The organism is Thermogemmatispora carboxidivorans (genome assembly GCF_000702505.1).
Taxonomy (GTDB): domain Bacteria; phylum Chloroflexota; class Ktedonobacteria; order Ktedonobacterales; family Ktedonobacteraceae; genus Thermogemmatispora; species Thermogemmatispora carboxidivorans.
In genome coordinates this window covers 4,841,775-4,857,890 of the sequence record NZ_JNIM01000001.1, presented here as the reverse complement: position 1 = coordinate 4,857,890, position 16,116 = coordinate 4,841,775, and the positions used below count along the sequence as shown (strand labels likewise).

At 60.0% G+C, this 16,116-nt stretch carries 14 protein-coding genes; 10 read left to right on the top strand and 4 right to left on the bottom strand.

Annotation, left to right across the window (positions count from 1 at the left end):
* Positions 1-144: 144 nt before the first annotated feature.
* From N688_RS19195 to N688_RS19180, 4 genes are all read left to right on the top strand, one after another.
* Positions 145-741: an RNA 2'-phosphotransferase gene (locus tag N688_RS19195; protein ID WP_052890783.1), complete on the top strand. Its 597-nt coding sequence runs from the start codon at positions 145-147 to the stop codon at positions 739-741.
* 302 nt (positions 742-1,043) lie between these two features.
* A complete protein-coding gene (locus N688_RS19190; RefSeq protein ID WP_081839026.1) occupies positions 1,044-1,592 on the top strand; it encodes an HdeD family acid-resistance protein in 549 nt (182 codons plus the stop codon).
* A gap of 176 nt (positions 1,593-1,768) precedes the next feature.
* Positions 1,769-2,860 carry a hypothetical protein gene (locus tag N688_RS19185; RefSeq protein ID WP_052890782.1) on the top strand — a complete coding sequence of 364 codons (1,092 nt, stop codon included), beginning with the start codon at positions 1,769-1,771 and terminating at the stop codon, positions 2,858-2,860.
* A gap of 104 nt (positions 2,861-2,964) precedes the next feature.
* On the top strand, positions 2,965-4,326 hold the full coding sequence (locus tag N688_RS19180) for an FHA domain-containing protein (RefSeq protein ID WP_052890781.1): 1,362 nt from the start codon (positions 2,965-2,967) through the stop codon (positions 4,324-4,326).
* Positions 4,327-4,349: 23 nt separating this feature from the next.
* Here N688_RS19180 and N688_RS19175 read toward each other — a convergent pair whose 3' ends face one another.
* Positions 4,350-5,102, bottom strand: a complete 753-nt coding sequence (locus tag N688_RS19175; RefSeq protein ID WP_052890780.1) for an MBL fold metallo-hydrolase — start codon at positions 5,100-5,102, stop codon at positions 4,350-4,352.
* Positions 5,103-5,288: 186 nt separating this feature from the next.
* Here N688_RS19175 and N688_RS19170 point away from each other — a divergent pair, with 186 nt between their 5' ends.
* On the top strand, positions 5,289-6,554 hold the full coding sequence (locus tag N688_RS19170) for a 3-oxoacyl-ACP synthase III family protein (RefSeq protein WP_052890779.1): 1,266 nt from the start codon (positions 5,289-5,291) through the stop codon (positions 6,552-6,554).
* 335 nt (positions 6,555-6,889) lie between these two features.
* On the opposite strand, the gene N688_RS19160 is transcribed toward N688_RS19170, so the two are convergent.
* Positions 6,890-7,777 carry a GNAT family N-acetyltransferase gene (locus tag N688_RS19160; RefSeq protein ID WP_052890777.1) on the bottom strand — a complete coding sequence of 296 codons (888 nt, stop codon included), beginning with the start codon at positions 7,775-7,777 and terminating at the stop codon, positions 6,890-6,892.
* A 150-nt stretch (positions 7,778-7,927) separates the two neighbouring features.
* On the opposite strand from N688_RS19160, the gene N688_RS19155 reads away from it, so the two are divergent.
* A complete protein-coding gene (locus N688_RS19155) occupies positions 7,928-8,728 on the top strand; it encodes a phosphatase PAP2 family protein (RefSeq protein WP_052890776.1) in 801 nt (266 codons plus the stop codon).
* A gap of 211 nt (positions 8,729-8,939) precedes the next feature.
* Here N688_RS19155 and N688_RS19150 read toward each other — a convergent pair whose 3' ends face one another.
* On the bottom strand, positions 8,940-9,575 hold the full coding sequence (locus N688_RS19150) for a CGNR zinc finger domain-containing protein (RefSeq protein WP_052890775.1): 636 nt from the start codon (positions 9,573-9,575) through the stop codon (positions 8,940-8,942).
* 209 nt (positions 9,576-9,784) lie between these two features.
* Here N688_RS19150 and N688_RS19145 point away from each other — a divergent pair, with 209 nt between their 5' ends.
* Positions 9,785-10,570, top strand: coding sequence for an MBL fold metallo-hydrolase (locus tag N688_RS19145; protein WP_052890774.1), 786 nt, complete (start codon positions 9,785-9,787; stop codon positions 10,568-10,570).
* A gap of 678 nt (positions 10,571-11,248) precedes the next feature.
* Positions 11,249-11,734 carry a PaaI family thioesterase gene (locus N688_RS19140; RefSeq protein WP_052890773.1) on the top strand — a complete coding sequence of 162 codons (486 nt, stop codon included), beginning with the start codon at positions 11,249-11,251 and terminating at the stop codon, positions 11,732-11,734.
* A 222-nt stretch (positions 11,735-11,956) separates the two neighbouring features.
* Here the strand turns inward: N688_RS19140 and ftsH are convergent, their stop codons facing one another.
* Positions 11,957-14,107, bottom strand: a complete 2,151-nt coding sequence (gene ftsH, locus N688_RS19135; RefSeq protein ID WP_081839025.1) for an ATP-dependent zinc metalloprotease FtsH — start codon at positions 14,105-14,107, stop codon at positions 11,957-11,959.
* Between the two features lie 395 nt (positions 14,108-14,502).
* Here ftsH and sigZ point away from each other — a divergent pair, with 395 nt between their 5' ends.
* Positions 14,503-15,153 carry an RNA polymerase sigma factor SigZ gene (gene sigZ, locus N688_RS19130; protein ID WP_052890772.1) on the top strand — a complete coding sequence of 217 codons (651 nt, stop codon included), beginning with the start codon at positions 14,503-14,505 and terminating at the stop codon, positions 15,151-15,153.
* A 143-nt stretch (positions 15,154-15,296) separates the two neighbouring features.
* Positions 15,297-16,097 (top strand): methyltransferase domain-containing protein, encoded by an 801-nt coding sequence (locus tag N688_RS19125; RefSeq protein ID WP_052890771.1) that lies wholly within the window; start codon positions 15,297-15,299, stop codon positions 16,095-16,097.
* The last annotated feature ends 19 nt before the right edge of the window (positions 16,098-16,116 follow it).

The following is a 16,116-nucleotide window of genomic DNA, read 5'->3' as shown; positions in this document are numbered from 1 at the left end:
CAGGTAAAGGGTAGAAAGGCGGATGGAGGCACAAGCTTGAGAGAGATGGATGAAGAGACTTATTCTTGCTTGATGAAGAAGCAAATCCTCTCAAGGAATCTTTAAGCATGCTGAGAGAGCAAGAAGGAGAATTGTGATAATCTCATGGAGCAGAGAGGAGAGAAGCCAGTTGATTATCGCAGTCTGAGTCGGACAATAGCGCACGCCCTACGGCATCAGCCGGGCCGTTATGGATTAGAACTAGATGAAGAGGGCTGGGTTCCCGTAGCCGACCTGCTGCGGGCCCTACGCCAGCAGCGCGCGAGCTGGCGTGACTTACGAGAGGAAGACCTGGAGACCATGATGGCCAGCGCAGGGAAACAGCGCTACGAGCTGCGCGCTGGCAAGATCCGGGCTCTCTACGGGCACTCGCTGCCGCGTCGTCTGCCAAAGCCGGAGGCCATTCCGCCAGAAATCCTCTATCATGGAACCGTGCCGGAGGCTCTTCCAGCCATCCAGCGTGAGGGACTCAAGCCCATGCGTCGGCAGTACGTTCACCTGTCTACCGATACCACGACCGCTCGACAGGTGGGTGGGCGCCGAACGCGCCGACCTGTCGTCCTCATGGTACGCGCGCGAGCAGCCAGCGAACAGGGGGTCCGCTTCTATCGCGGTAACGACCAGACCTGGCTGGCCGACGCCGTTCCCCCGGCCTTTATCGACTTCCCCTCAACAAAGGTGGACCCTGATCCCGTCTCCTAAGCTTCTAGCTGGTTGCTGGCCGGCTCAGGCAGATAGCAACCTCTCCTATCTAGCGCCGGCCAGTCCAGTCGAGCGGGGAGGACGACGCTGGCCTGTGCTGGGCTGGCTAACGCCTTGCGCCAGGCGCCTGTCTCCACACGCCGCTGGATTGCGTGTCTTCCCTATGGATAGATGGATGCAAGATAGGCTCTGCTCTGGTTATTCCTAATGGGGAAGAAGAAGTGGCGAAGTCTCTTCCCTACATAACATAGGATCGGGAAGCAGAGTGACCGGTTTGGCAGAGGAAAAGGAGCGTGATCAGCATGATGACCGGTTATCAGATCTCGCAGCACTCCTGGTGGATACTGGCCATACGCGGAGCAGCTGCCATTCTCTTTGGCATTGCGGCCCTACTCTGGCCTCATCTCACCCTGCTGGTGCTGATTTATCTTTTTGGAGCCTATGCCCTTGTTGACGGCCTGGTAGCCGTGGCGCAGGCGCTCCAGGAGCGCAACGTTGTCGGTCATTGGTGGATTCTGCTCATTGAAGGGCTGGCCGGCATTCTGGCAGGTCTCCTGGCTTTCTTCTGGCCAGGCATTACGGCCCTGGTCTTGCTCGCCCTGGTAGCCAGCTGGGCCATCCTCACGGGGGTGATCGAGGTGGCAGCAGCCCTGAGCTTCCGACGCGCGTTCGGCTTAGAATGGACGCTGATACTGGCTGGGGCAGTCTCCATTCTCTTAGGGATTGCCCTGGCCTTGAGTCCAGCGGCTGGACTGCTGGCTCTGGTCTGGCTGATTGGTCTCTACGCCATTGTCTTTGGCGTGCTCCTGCTCGTCCGTGCCTTCCAGTTCCGCTCTGTGCTCTCCTCATAATGAGAGAGTCTGCGGCCAGTCTGAGGGATGACAGCCAGAGAGGCCCAGCCCGGCCTGGAGGCATCTCCCCAACAAGTCCTATGCCCTTTGTCGGCTCTGACACGCTTTGATATAATGCCTCCATCTCACACCACATTCTCCTGGTGCAAAGCAGGCAAGGGGCGAGAAAAGAGGCAATGGCCAGAAAAATTATCGTGCTGTTGCTGGCAGTCAGCGGGTTGACGGGCCTGGGGTTGGGCTATGTCTGGGGTGGCCTGCAGAGCTATGCCCGCTATCAGCAGGCGAGCCTGGTGGGTGGCCAGCACTGTGGCGGCCAGCTCCCAGTACGTGTCTGTGTGAAAGCCCCCCAGGAATTATTCTCGGCCTTCTATCCCTCTTACCTGCACACGGGAAGCGCCGTCGTGGAGGTTCTCTTCAGTAGCGTGGCTGGTCCGCAGCCGCTGCGCGTCAGTGTGGCCATTGCTGGTTTTTCACAGACGGAGACGCGCACGGTCAGCGCCGAGGGGCGGGTGCAGAGTGTGGGCTTTGTGCCGCCCTTGTTGAATGGCGTCTTGCGAACGTTGACCAGTGATCGTCAGACCCAGGTACAGGTGACGGTTGCCGATGGACAGGGTACGCGCTATTACAGCAATGCCATCCCCTTGCAGCTCCATTCGCGGCGCCTGATGGCCTGGTCGGCGGCCAATCGCTTACGCCTCGCGGCCTGGGTCACGCCGACAGCGCCGGCGGTTGAAGAGCTGGTCTCTCGGGCGATGGCCTATCTTCCTCAGCAACCGCCGCCGGCTCCCGCGGCGATGACGGGTTACTCAGGAACGATTCTGCGCCAGGTGCTTGACCAGGTCGATGCCATCTTCGACGCCCTACGACTCGACTATGGCCTGCGCTGCCAGCGTCAGGGAGCCCCCTATGCTGGCCCGGAGAGCGCGGCCTCGGCTACCCAGCTGATTCGCCTTCCTTCCGAGGTGCTCCAGCAGGGCGGTGGCTCAGATGCCGAGGTGACGCTGCTGCTGGCGTCGGCGGTAGAGAGCATTGGCCTCCATGCTGTCATTGTGGTGCTACCCGATCGCACTTTGCTCGGGGTAGCGCTCTCCCCCGATGCGCAGGGCTTTGGTTATTGGGATGCCAGTGAGATAAGTGCTGCTATGACAGGCGATGCCGTCAATATTGCCAGCGATGCGCTCTACGCCAAGGAAGAGAAACAGGGTGCTGTCGTCGACAGGATTCTGATCTCTGAGGCCCACCGTGCCGGCGTGGTGCCGATGCTTTAGGGCGATGGGGCGCGCGTTAAGGAGGGAGTGCTACGAGTAGCGTTGCTTTCCCTGAATGGTTTAGCTTCGGTTGCTACGGTGGCCTCCTCTGTTGCTTGCTTACAATGGCCGGAGAGGTCGTCTATAAAGCGCTGGGCCGCCGCGGAACGAGACGCCAGCTTGCTGGGGCGCTGCTGGTGGAGGGTTTGTCTGCTCTGTTGATTGCTCCGGCCCTTATCTGGTTTTATTTGCGCTTTATCCCGCTCCAGCCGATTCTTCCGCCGTCCGAGGTAGCGGCCATGTTGGCCTATGTGGCTGCCTGTGGCTGGGGGGTACCGCTAGCGACGGCCCTGGGATACGCCCTCTTCGCGACGCCCGCCTCTGCTGCTCAGAAGGGAACGCGCGCCCTGACGCGCAGCCTGAGCGCCCCTCAGATCGCTCTCGCGCCTGCCAGGTATGCGCCGCATCCGCCAGGCGTGACGGCTCCCTTTGTCTTCAATGCTGATACGCCGTGGGGGTGGTTAGAGCATCGCAATGGTCGCTTGCAGGGTCAACGGTTGGCTCTCACCCGAGCCTTTGTGCGCCTGGGGCGTGGGGAGGAAAACGATATCTGGCTCGACGATGATCTGGCCTCACGCTATCATGCCGAACTGATCTGGGACAATGGCCAGATTTACGTGATTGACTGCCAGAGTCTGAACGGGGTCTTCGTAAACGGACAGCGCGTCTCGGGTTCCGCCCCTGTGCGCTCAGGCGATGTGCTAGAGATTGGGGCGCTACGCTTCCTCTTTGAGCTGGCTACGCCACCGCGCCCGGCGGCTCCCACTGACGATGATCCTTTGCTGCGCCATCCTAACCCCCTGCGTCCGGTGCGCCTGCGAAAGAGCGAGACGGCTACGCCGGTGACGCCCTCCCCGGTGACGCCCCCGACGCCGATCAGGGCCTGGGAGCCGCCAATCGAGGCCGGGCCCATAGGCGAGCCGGAGGCCTCGCCCGGGCAGACCCCGTTGCCCTCATTCTCACCGACGCCCCAGACGGTCACCGCGCCCTCGGAGGCTCTACCGGCGCTGCGCCCAGTGACGCATCTCCTGCTCATTTGCAATGGGGCTTTGGTAGGCCGCAGCTTCGTATGCAACGGGCCAGCCCTGGTGATCGGCGCTGATCCGGGCTGCGAGGTCTCTCTCCCAGATCCTTCTTTGGCCCCGCGTCATGCCCTCTTGCTGGTGCGCTCTGAGAGCCTCTATCTCCAGGATCTGACGGTAGGGGCGACGCTGGTGAACGGGGAGCCGCTGAACGGACCACGCCTACTGGAGAGCGGCGACCTGGTCCAGTTAGGGGCCGTGCTGCTCCAGTACAGACCCCTGGTGACCTCGCCGACGGCGGGCACGCATTCGGAGTTGTCCGCCTCTTCCAGTGAAGCGCTCTTCTCTGCGCCCCAGCCGCAGGGACCACCACAGGCCCAGCCGTTCTGGCCCCCCGCACAGTGAGCCTCGCCGGCCTCCCTTCCTACCTACCAATCCAGGCGGATCTGGGCGGCGGCGTTGCGAGCGAGCAATGGCTTGCCCTGGCCGGGGTACAGGTAGTAAATCTGGAGATCACGCAGCACGCGCAGCGTCTCCTGTTGACCCCGCAGATCGCTGCTGGCGTGGAGAATGGGCTGGCCTCCCTCGGTTGTGCTGATGGCGGCCCCGCCAATTAATTCCCAGGAAAAGGGATTATAGAGGCAAAAATAGCCGTGTGCCGCCCCGCTGGTGGCGATCACGCGCCAGTCCTCGTGGCGTGGCAGACCGCCTACATCTTGCAACCAGATGCTGACCTGGCGTAGATGAGGGGTAGTGAGAACAAACAAGGCGTCGAGCGAGAATAGCTCGCTGGTGCGAAAGGAGGAAGGCATCCTCGAATGAGGGCCTGCGCCCCCCCGGCCTGGCTCGCCGGTAGAGGAAGCACGGCTCCTTGTCTTAGAGAGCGCGGCGACTGGCGCCCTACAGCGCTGACGCAGCGTCTCGATGCCTCCGCTTTGGTTTGTCTCCAGGCTAGTCAGCACGATCAGATCGATATCAGTGGGGGAGCGCTGCAAAAAACGCTCGATGTAGTAAAGGATCAACTGCCCATTTAAAGAGGAGCGAGGATCGACGACCACCAGGCCGCCATCGTCGATCAGGTAGGTGTTGAGCATGCCAAAGCGGTCGGTGATCGTGTGCACCTGGCGAAGCTTCTGGGCGGTCCGGGACGGGACCTCCTGCCCGGGCGAAATAGCAGTCATGCGTCTCTCCTCTGGTAGCGCGATAGCTGCCCTTTCTATCCTATCACCCAGGTCAAGCCAGGCGAAGGCGAGATCAGCGCGCCTGAAAGGTCGGAGCTAAGGACGGGGGCGGCGGCGATGTGGTATACTTGGAATAATCGGTCTTATGCCTGATCATCGAACCTCATTGAGGGAGTTCATCAAGCAATGACATCCTTCCCTACCGACGGATCATGGCCGCAGTACACCTACATTGTGCCTGAGATCTACACCCGCGCCAGAGTGCGCTTGATTGGCCTGGGTACCTATGCACCCGCTGGAATCATCACCAATGATTTTTTTGCTTATATTTCGACACGCCTGGGCGATCCGCGCAAAGCCGAGGATCTGGAACGGGTGACAGGCCTCATCACCCGCCACGTGCGCGCAAGTACCCTGGACCTGTGCCGTCGGATGGCCGGCGAGGAGGCTCCCGGCCTGATCGACAGTCCTGATGCCCCGCGCGATGAGTCGCTGGCCGATATGGCGGTCGTGGCCGCGCAGCGGGCCCTCGAAAGCGCCGGTCGCTCGGCTTCCGAGATCGATATGATTATCGGCGCCTCCTCCTCAGATAACGATGCGTTCCCCACCATTGCCGGGCAGGTCCAGCATCGCCTCGGCCTCAAGCCCATTCGCGCCACCATGCTGCGCGGTGCCTGCGCCTCCCAGACCGAGGCTTTTCAGGTCTGTGCGGAGGCGCTTTCTTGTAGCACGGCGCGCCTGGTGTTATTGGTGACAGCGGAGGGCCTGCTGCCTAATATTATGCACATCCTGGATTGGAAGACCAGCTCGCTCTTCGGTGAGGGGGCGGCGGCCTTCTTGCTAGAGCGTGGCGAGGAGGGCGATGAGACCTATGCCATCAGTGGCTATGAGGCCAGCCAGGCGCCGGCTCTGTTCTATCAGACGCCGTTGCGCAAGGACTCGATCGAGATGGCCGAGGTCGATATGAAGATTCTCCAGCTCTATCGCGAGGGGAAAGGCAAGGAGCTGGCGCAGCTGCTCTCACAGAACCTGGTGGGCTATACTAAAATGAATGGCAAGGAGGTCTTCCGTGAGGCTCCCCGCGCTATGGCGGAAGCGGTCGATGCCTGCCTGCGTCATGCCGGCCTCGGTCATGACGAGGTTGCCTACATTATTCCCCATCAGGCCAACTCACGTATCACTCGCCGCCTTGGCGAGCTGCTGATCCACGATTACGGCTGGCCAGCTTCGACGATGGAGAAGCTGGTTGATAATTTCCGCTATTATGGTAACCTCTCGAATGCAAGCATTGCTACAGCGATGGCCGAGCTGATCTATCATGATCAGCTGAAAGATGGCCAGTGGTTGGCGTTACCTGCGGTTGGCGGTGGTATGCACTATGGTTGCTGGTTGCTGCGCTATCGCGCGCTCAAGAATCCACGCGCGGTTATGAAGCCCCTGCGGCATGCCTAGTTGCTCGATGTCGACCTGAGAAGGAAAGCGCTTCTCTTCTTGACAGGGAGGCGGGACGGTTCGCCGGGCGTGTGTTGCTCAAGGCTGGTCTGTCAGATCCACAGTGGTGCCTGGTGGTGGCCAGCGGCTACGTCTTCCGTCCCGCTTCTTGCTGCTGCTTCTGTTCCTGGCTCCTCTGCGTGAGCCTCTGTCCTGACTTAGCTGCCTGGCAGGATGCTGGCTTCTGCCTGCTGCTACGGCAACCTGGGTAGACAAGAATCTGGCAGAGACAGAGCCAGGGAAAGCAGCAGTTAGCTTGGTTGGCGCTGAGAGATAAAGGCGGCGGTGGATGCGAGTCAGGTCAGCATGCGCTCGTAGGTGACGTAGGGGCTGTCGGCGACCTGGTATTCGGCCCCGGCGAAGGTATCGCGTACCATCAGCAGGTCGGGAACGTGAGCGCGCACGGCCTCCAGGTTGCGCTGCGCCGTCAGATGGCGCAGGAGATAGGCGAGCTGGCCGATGGTGTCGGCAGTCGTACCGTCGATGTAGCCAATGAACAGATATTTACCGTGGCGCCCCTCGCGTTCCTCAATCATCATCAGCCCATCAAGGCGCTCCCAGCGGCGCAAGAGATAGATCTCGCCAGCGTTGATCTTCGTCTTCAACAAGCGGTCGCTGATACTATAGGCGATGAAACCCGAGTAGTAGAGGCCACCAGTCAAAGGGAAGATGTTTGAGACATTGAGATAGGCGATGATCTCCTCCAGATCCTCAACTCGCGCCAGCTCTGGCCTGGGCAGCGAAGCCAGGCGCCGTGGCAGCTCTGGCAGCGGCGGGGCCTGATAAGGGAAAAAGCTACCAACCTCGTGCATGCGACTTTTCCTGGCCAGAGCGATGGCGGCACTGTTCCTGGCCTCGGTGAGCAGGCGCACCGTTTTGGCTCCCCGGCGCATAGCCTCAGCCAGCGCAGCCTGATGCAAAGCGGTCGCGACTCCCTGACGGCGATAGGCCGGGTCGACGCGCAAGCCCTCCAGCCAAGCCTCGTGCTCATTGAGCATGCGCAAATGGAGCAGACCCACGGCCCGCCCGTCGCTCGTCGCCACCAGTAACCTCCCCTGCTGGTCCCCCAGCCAGGTGTCCCAGGCCTCGGGGATGTAGTCGCCCCATTCCCAGGTATGGGCACAAAAAGCGAGCACCGTCTCGCGGTCCTCTGAACGTGCAGAACGTACCTCGAACGCTGCCATCGTGCTTGTTTTCCTTCCCCTCTTCAAGCCAGAGCGATCTCTGCCTGCTCACTAGCTGCGGCTCCCATCAGATATAATACAACAAAAATACAGCTCATTCGCTTTGCTTACAAGCAACCCTGCTCGCTCAAGAGGAGGAAGCAGATCAGGATGGGAGAGCGGATTACACCAATTAGACGAAAAAATCAAGAAAAGTATCAATTAAACGGAGATAGTGAAGAAGAAACACCCTTAGCAGAAGCGCAGCGAGAGATTCAGAAAGCGCGGCTCCCCTGGTACCGGACATTACACCGGGGCAGGCTCTTGCTGGCCCTCTACACCTTGCTGCTGAGCCTGTTTGCGCTGCTGGCCTGGTGGGTTCACACCCATCCGGTGTTGACCATTGACGTTGCCATCACGCGCGAATTTCAGGAGGAGCAGAGTCCCTGGCTACGCGCGCTCATGCTGGCAATCAGCTTCATCGGCAGTGTGCCATTGCTGGCGGCGGGGCTGGTGCTGGCCACGGCCATGCTGCTCTGGCTCGGACGCCTGCGCCTGGAAGCTTTGATTCTGCTTGGTAACTGTCTGAGCAGCGAGCTACTCAATCATACAGTCAAGCTACTGGTCGCGCGTCCGCGTCCCTCGCCCACGCTGGTTGAGGTTTTGCAAGCGGCCAGAGGAGCCAGCTTTCCGAGTGGGCACGTCATGGCCTATGTGGCCTACTGGGGTTTGCTGTTCTCCTATGGCCTCATTCTCTTCCAGGGTCGGAGCTGGTGGCGTATCCTTCTTTTGCTCCTCTCAGGCTTTTTCATCGTCATGGTAGGCCCATCGCGCGTCTATCTGGGGGATCATTGGGCCAGCGATGTCCTTGGCGGCTATCTCCTTGGCGGCATCTGGCTGAGTCTTTGGCTGCTCCTCTACCTCCGCCTGCGGGCGCGCGGCCTGCTGGGACTGATAATGCGGAGACGCTGATGCAGGCATGCCGGGCGAGCGGGCCATAGCAAGAGGGGAGAGCATGACCACGATTTTTCTTTCGCACGTCCCCGCAACAGGTCATCACCTCCTCAGCATCCATGCTGCCACAGGAGGCGGAGGCGCGTCGCCTGTTCAGGGTATGCTGTAAACACGGGCATGTCACCACCTTTCTTGCCAACGGTCTGATCTTTCTCGAGCGTCTCCACACTTACTTTCCCTTTGCTCGCCGGTAGTTTTGGATGGACCGTGCTCGATTGGCGCATGCCACGCTGCACCAGTGCCGTGTGGCGCTTCTGGTAGTATCGTAGAAGAGCAGGATGCAACGGTCATTGCGGCAGATACGCAAGCGGCGGAGATCGTGCTCTGTCAACAAACGGAAGGCGGCAAAGGCGATGGTCACGACGGCTGAAGCCCTCCTGTCCTGGCGTGTCCGGTAGATGGCAGACAGCGCCCCTTCCGGGGAGACTTCGAGCTCGTAATACCCTTCACGCAAGAAGGCATTCAGTTCTCGTACAGCCATGTTGTCCACTCGACAGCGGACTGCAATGTCTTCAAAGAGATTGCGCAGGATGGTACGCAAGGCGTGCAGCGCTCGGAGCTGGTGCTCATCCCATCTCACCTGCTCTCCTTCTTGTGAGAGGTCAGGATGAGCTTGCCGGGCCATCTCCCACCATTGGCTGGCATCCTGAGGGGTCTGGAGCAAGTCGGTTCTTTTCCCGCGTACCATGACTTCTGTATTGACAAGGTCAAGGCCGAGGTTCCCCCCAAGAAAGACAAATGATCGTTGTTCACCTGAAACCTGTTCTGCATTTCCAGGCTGCTGAAACTTTCTCTTCTTGCCCATCTCTGTGTCTCCCGGTCTCGCTCTGACCTGTGGTTGAACCCTGTTCCCTCTCTTTATTATACGCAGCTATTTCCATCTTGACAAGTATATTTTCGCTGACTATACTAGGGGTATACATATCAAAACCATTTTAGGTATGTATATATGGAGATCAGGAAAGTCCCTGTCTCTCCCGGTCTCCGGGGGGAGAGCAGCAGAGGAGGAAGAGCATGAGTCAGCAAGCCAGTGATCGTGTGCGCATCACGCATATTGGAGGTCCAACCATTCTTGTTGAAATCGGCCAGTTCCGCATCTTGACCGATCCGACCTTTGATCCAGCAGGAAGCCAATACGAAAGAACGATGAAATACATTGACCCGGCACTCAGCGTCTCTGAAGTTGGACCAGTCGATGTAGCTCTGGTCAGCCACGATCAACACCCCGATAATCTCGATGAAGCCGGTCGCGCCTCTTTGTCACAGGCGCGGCATGTTCTGACCACGCCAGCAGGAGCGTCACGGCTGGGGAATGGCGCGCGTGGCATGGAGAAGTGGGAGAGCATTGAACTAGTAGGAACAGATGGTCGGCGTGTTCATATCACAGCAGTCCCAGCTCATCACGGGCCGGAGGAAGTTCTGGGCATGCTCGGCGACGTGAATGGCTGGATAGTGGAGTGGGAGGGAGCACGTCACGGTGCGCTTTATGTATCGGGAGACACTGTGTTTTTCGATGGTCTCAGGGAGATCCCCCGGCGTTACCCGGTCGCAGTAGCAGTGCTGCACTTCGGGGCGGCTCAGACCAGCGTGTATGGTCCAGTCCATCTCACGCTCACGGCGACCGATGGCGTGCAGATGGCACAAGCGCTGGGAGAGGCGATCATCATTCCCATTCATTTCGAGGGATGGGCGCACTATACCGAGGGGCGTACTCAGATCGAGCAAGCCTTTCGAGCAGCTGGACTGGAAAAACGGCTTCGCTTTTTGCCACCGGGGCAGCCGGTAGCTCTGGATGCATAAGGCACTCGACGACGAGCAAAAGGAGAGGAGCCTTCCCCGTCGTAGTAGGAGCGCAGCGGGAGCCATTCCTCATCAGAGCGGGGGTACTGCAGGAGTCCTTGCCCTCGATACAGGCAAGAGAGACAGGCGCCCCCTTTGCGGGCAGCGTTGGCGACTTGCAGAGCAAGCAGACGCTTCTCGATCACTATAGTCACATAGTGATTTCTGAGGTATCCTTCGGAAGATCGTTGAAGGATCGTCGCCCGCTTTTGAGCAGCGGCATCCAGGCGTCTTCCCGTCTTGAGTGAGAAACGCTTTAAGCTCCTCACGCATGACTTCTTCGATGACCACTCGCACGGCATTGCGTGTCAAGGCACGTACATGTTCGCTGCGGGCGCGCGGCCTACTGACCAGGGTCAACCTGCCAAAGAGTTCCCCGTCAAAGAAAGAAGCGGCGGGACCAATCTAAGGGAAAGGAGCCGGGAAGGATAGAAGAGAACTCGGGATGGCTGGTGGCCTGCTTGCCTCGCATCGTTGAGCTGTGATACACTCAGCCCAGGCCGGTGGTGTGGGGAGCGAGCGAGAGGTAGAGCCTCCCTTCTGCTCTGCCTGTCCCTGTCAAAGCAGGCGGGCCAAAGGATTCCCGTTCTCGCTCCACCGACGAAAATTCTCCACGGAAGGACGCCCTCAGCTCGTTCTATGAAGCTCAACGACGATACTGACTATCAGCGCTGTTTTGTCTGTGGCCAGCGCAACCCCTATGGGTTGCAGCTGGTCTTTCGTCGCGAAGACCGGAGCATTGTCGCCGATTTTCAGCCGCGCGAGGAGCACCAGGGTTTTCCCGGCGTCATTCATGGTGGTATTGTGGCTGCGGTCCTGGACGAGACGCTGGGGCGAGCCTCACTCTTGGCTCAGCAGCCTCAGTGGACCATGACGGGCAAGCTGGAGGTGCGCTATCGACGCTACGTTCCCTATGGGCCATTATTGCGGGTGCGTGCCTGGCTTCTTCAAGAGCGCCGCACGATGCTTCAGGCTCAGGGGGTGCTGACGTTGGCCAGTGATGAAAGCAAGCCGCTGGCAGAGGCACAGGGCATCTTTTTACCACTGCCAGAAGCCTTTGTTGACACACTTATGCACGACTATCCCGGGCTACGGCAGTTTTTCACCGGAGAGCTAGAAGAGTGAGCGCTGAGCAAGGCGACTGTTTCGCCCTCAGCCCAAGGGCTGTCAGCTTGACGCGGGTCAGAGAACCCAGTCGGGCAGAGCCATCAAGAGCAGCCAGCGAGCCTGACAGTTGATCTGGCAGAAGCAGGCCCGCTGGGCTGCGGTCCCCCGTTTTGCAGAGAAGCAAAGCGCTCGATCTTCTCTGGCTAAAGTGAAGGAGAGAGTAGCTGGCCCGGGCCTTCCCTACGAAAAGTGGCTATCGTTGCCAGATGCAGCGGGGGCGGGCGGTTCCGGCTCGTTACGACTTGTACCGACCTCGGGAGGTGCTGGAGCGGAAGTCGGCTCCGGTGGGGCGATCACCTGTGGGATGCCCAGAGGGGCCGGCTCATCGGGGGCTGGCGTGGCTCCAGTCTCGGCCAGAATGGCGTGCAGCTGTTCGCCGTCGAGCGTCTCATGGCGGCGCAGCTCCTCCGCGATGCGATCAAGCGTGCGGCGATGCTTCGTCAACAGATCGATGGCTTGCTGGTAGCAGGAGCGCACAATGTGCTCCACCTCCTCATCGATCAACTCCGCTGTCTCCTCACTATAGTCGTAAGGCTGGCCGATCTCCGTCTCAGCGCCACCCGAGAAGGGACTGGGGCGCTCACTGTAGGAAATCGTTCCCAGACGCTCACTCATGCCCCAGCGGGTTACCATCTGACGGGCGAGCGAAGTCGCCTTCATCAGATCGCTTTGAGCGCCAGTAGTGATCGTACCGAAAACCACCTGCTCAGCGGCCTGGCCGCCGAGGGCGTAGGTGATCTGCGCCAGCAGATACTCCTTTGGATAGTTATAGCGGTCATCCAGCGGGGTCGACATCGTCACGCCCAGCGCCTGGCCGCGCGGCACGATCGTCACCTTCGTCACCGGATCGGAGTGAGGTGTGAGCAGGCCCACCAGAGCGTGGCCGCCCTCGTGATAAGCCGTCACGCGCAGGTCTTCCTCATTGAGCACCAGCGGGCGCTCGGCGCCCAGCAGGATCTTGTCAAGAGCGTCTTCGAAGCAGCGGCGGTCGATGTAGTCGAGATTGCGGCGAGCCGCCAGCAGAGCCGCCTCATTCGCCAGATTAGCCAGATCGGCGCCGACCATGCCCGGCGTAGCCCGGGCGATCGCCTCCAGATTCACGTCTGGAGCCAGGGGCAGATTGCGGGTATGGATGCGCAAGATCGCCAGGCGCCCGCTCCAGTCGGGACGGTCTACCGTCACGCGGCGGTCGAAGCGACCGGGGCGCAGCAGGGCCTGGTCCAGACCGTCGGGGCGGTTGGTTGCCGCCAGCACCACCACCGCCTGATGCGACTCGAAGCCATCCATTTCCACCAGCAGCTGATTCAGCGTCTGCTCGCGCTCCTCATTCGTGTTAATGCTGGCGCCGCGCTGGCGTCCGACGGCATCGATCTCATCGATAAAGATAATGCTGGGGGCGGCCTTCTTGGCCTGATCGAAGAGATCGCGCACGCGGCTGGCGCCCACACCCACCAGGACCTCGACGAACTCGGAGCCGGACATCGAGAAGAAGGGGACGCCGGCCTCGCCGGCCACGGCCCGCGCCAGCAGAGTCTTGCCCGTGCCTGGGGGACCAACCAGGAGGATACCACGGGGGATCTTGCCGCCTAGACGCTGGAACTTCTGGGGCGTCTTCAGAAACTCGACGACCTCTTGCAGCTCGTATTTGGCCTCATCGACCCCGGCCACATCGGCGAAGGTTGTGCTGGGCCGATCTTCCAGGATCAGGCGCGCGCGGCTACGGCCAAAGTTAAAAATGCCCTGCTGCCCCTGGGTAGCTCGACGAGTCACGAAAAAGAAGAGTCCCAGCAGGAAAGCCCAGGGCAAGATCGTAATCAGCAGATTGATCCAGAAGCTATTGTCCGGTGGTGCCTGATTCACAACAGTTACCCCTTTGGACAACAGCAGCGGGATCAGCTGCGGATCGGTCTGCGGCTGGGGCAGTTGGTAGACATGGTACTGTTGATGACCCTGGACCGGCTGGCGGAAGTCGCCAACGATGTCCGTCTCCCCGATAAAGGTCGCCGTCTTGATGTTGCCGGCGTTGATCTCCTGATAGAACTCAGTATATGTTAACTCCTGCCGTTGAGGAGAGGAACTGCTATTAGCGTTACTGATATAACTATATAAGTACAACCCCAGTACCAGCAGTACTACCAGCAGCAGCCAGAAATTCAGGTTTGAGGAACGCGGCGGTTGGCCTGAAGGGCCGCGCGACTGGTTAGGCGATGACTGCTGTCGCTGCGATTGGCGTGGCGGCACCGGTAGCAGCGGGGGTGGCGGCGTATTATTATTTTGCTGGTTGCTTTGCTGTTGCACGTGGTACAGACCAGATAATGGCTCTTTTTCCATTGCGAGACGTTCCTGTTTTCTGGTTGCGCCGTCTTTGGCTGAGAGCGGCAGCTACCCCGCTCCCTGGCACTGGCGTGACGCTTTCAGATGCTCCCTATGACTACCCTATTATATCCCACACAAGGTGAAATTGCATACTGGCAGGAGAGGGCGCACAACGCTGGAGAGTGGTCAGCCCAGTCTGCCGGGCAGATCGACCAGGGCCAGGCTGACCAGCTCGCCAAAGAGCTGTCTTCCTTGCCATCGTTTCAAGAGATATTTACGAACGAATCTCGGGAGAGGTGCAAGAGAAGGTGACCTTCTGTCCCCCGAGCGAGAGGAAAAGAGGCTCTGCGTCCTTTCAGGCGAAGCCGCGTCTTCTAAAAGAAACGTCTGTGCATGAGGAGGCCGCACCGATGTCCAGCGTGACCGAACGAGCCTGGGCTGCCTTACATGAGCCACTGCGTCTCTTTCTCCGTCGTCGACTGCCTGACGAAGAGAGCGTAGACGACCTCTTACAAGAGATTTTTCTCCGTATTCACCAACACGCTCAAGAGCTGCGTTCCGATGAGAAACTAGAGCACTGGGCCTATCGCATTGCCCGTCACCTGGTCTGCGATTACTACCGTCGGCGTCGCACCCTTCTACCGCTGGAAGATCAGCCGCAGAGCCAGGCGGCCACGAACGAGGTTCTGCTGCGTTCTGAGCAAGAGCAGGCCAGCGAGGTCGCGCGGGCAGCCATCAAGCGATCCCTGCAGGAGCTCATCCGCTGTCTGCCTGCACCCTATCGCGAAGCATTGATCCTTACCGAGTATGAGGGGCTCTCGCAGCGCGAATTGGCCCGCCGCCTGGGACTCTCCTTCTCTGGGGCCAAATCGCGCGTCCAACGGGCGCGTGAGCGGCTCCGCCAGCTTCTACAGGCCTGCTGCCAGTTTGAATTTGATCGCCTGGGGCGAGTCATCGGCTACCAACCACTGACCCCCTGTTGTCTGGGACCCGAGGAGAGCGAACAATGTAGCGGCGCTTGCCTCGACGAGAGTGTCTGTGCTGCAACCTCCGGTCGCTAACTTCTCCCCATCCCTCACCGGAGCCTTACCGTCTGGCCGGTTGCGTCCCTTTGGCAGAAAGGGCGTCTTCTCTTCCAGACAAAGAAAAAGCTGCGCTGGACCAGCCCCAGCCGGCTCACCAGTCGGAAGGAGGAAAGCCCGTCATGGTAGATATGCCTTTTACATCGGAAGAAGATCTACGATCATTCATCCAACACTACTATCAAGAAAACATATTGAATGCTGCGACGGCCTGCTGTTGCGAGGATCGACAGCAGGGGCAGGCGCCCAGCCGGTGTACCTGCTATGCTCCTGAGCAACTCAAGGACCTGCCCGCGGAGCTGCTGGCCAGTGCCTGCTGTTGCGGCAATCCTCTCAAGCAGGCCGGGCTGAAACCTGGGGAAAGCCTGCTCGACCTGGGCTGTGGCACGGGCCTTGATCTGCTGCTGGCCGCTCCGCAGCTACAGCCTGGTGGGGTCGCCTACGGTCTTGACATGAACGAAGTTGCGCTGGAGCGGGCCGAACAGTATAGGAGCCAGCTCGGCCTCGAAAACGTTCGCTTCCTCCGAGGGATCATCGAAGCCGTTCCCCTACCCTCGGAAAGCATCGACGTCATCATCTCCAACTGTGTCATCAACCTCGTACCGGACAAAGAGCGCGTCTTGCGCGAAGCCTACCGGCTCCTCAAGCCGGGTGGCAGACTGATCCTGGCCGATCCAGTTCTTGAAGGAGAGCTACCGCTCAGTCTCCGTCGTGAGCCGAAGGCCTGGGCCGTCTGCCTGGCCGGTGCTATCAGGGCGGAGACCTACCGTGAGCTGCTAACAGCCATTGGCTTCCGTGACATTGTCATCGAGCTGGTGCCCGGTGACTGGGACTGGCCACCATTTCTCAACCAGGAAGAGCGCCAGCGTCTTGAAGGCCGCTGGCTCAGCGCCAGCATTCGTGCACGCAAGCTATCAGTTTAGCTTCCGCTCCGGCTAGCGG

Bases quoted from the DNA above. Each gene is read 5' to 3' on its own strand.
- N688_RS19125 (WP_052890771.1), top strand. From the start codon at position 15,297: ATGGTAGATATGCCTTTTACATCGGAAGAAGATCTACGATCATTCATC.
- N688_RS19175 (WP_052890780.1), bottom strand. From the start codon at position 5,102: ATGACTGCTATTTCGCCCGGGCAGGAGGTCCCGTCCCGGACCGCCCAG.
- N688_RS19170 (WP_052890779.1), top strand. From the start codon at position 5,289: ATGACATCCTTCCCTACCGACGGATCATGGCCGCAGTACACCTACATT.
- N688_RS19155 (WP_052890776.1), top strand. From the start codon at position 7,928: ATGGGAGAGCGGATTACACCAATTAGACGAAAAAATCAAGAAAAGTAT.
- ftsH (WP_081839025.1), bottom strand. From the start codon at position 14,107: ATGGAAAAAGAGCCATTATCTGGTCTGTACCACGTGCAACAGCAAAGC.
- N688_RS19190 (WP_081839026.1), top strand. From the start codon at position 1,044: ATGATGACCGGTTATCAGATCTCGCAGCACTCCTGGTGGATACTGGCC.
- N688_RS19195 (WP_052890783.1), top strand. From the start codon at position 145: ATGGAGCAGAGAGGAGAGAAGCCAGTTGATTATCGCAGTCTGAGTCGG.
- N688_RS19185 (WP_052890782.1), top strand. From the start codon at position 1,769: ATGGCCAGAAAAATTATCGTGCTGTTGCTGGCAGTCAGCGGGTTGACG.
- sigZ (WP_052890772.1), top strand. From the start codon at position 14,503: ATGTCCAGCGTGACCGAACGAGCCTGGGCTGCCTTACATGAGCCACTG.
- N688_RS19140 (WP_052890773.1), top strand. From the start codon at position 11,249: ATGAAGCTCAACGACGATACTGACTATCAGCGCTGTTTTGTCTGTGGC.
- N688_RS19160 (WP_052890777.1), bottom strand. From the start codon at position 7,777: ATGGCAGCGTTCGAGGTACGTTCTGCACGTTCAGAGGACCGCGAGACG.
- N688_RS19150 (WP_052890775.1), bottom strand. From the start codon at position 9,575: ATGGGCAAGAAGAGAAAGTTTCAGCAGCCTGGAAATGCAGAACAGGTT.
- N688_RS19145 (WP_052890774.1), top strand. From the start codon at position 9,785: ATGAGTCAGCAAGCCAGTGATCGTGTGCGCATCACGCATATTGGAGGT.
- N688_RS19180 (WP_052890781.1), top strand. From the start codon at position 2,965: ATGGCCGGAGAGGTCGTCTATAAAGCGCTGGGCCGCCGCGGAACGAGA.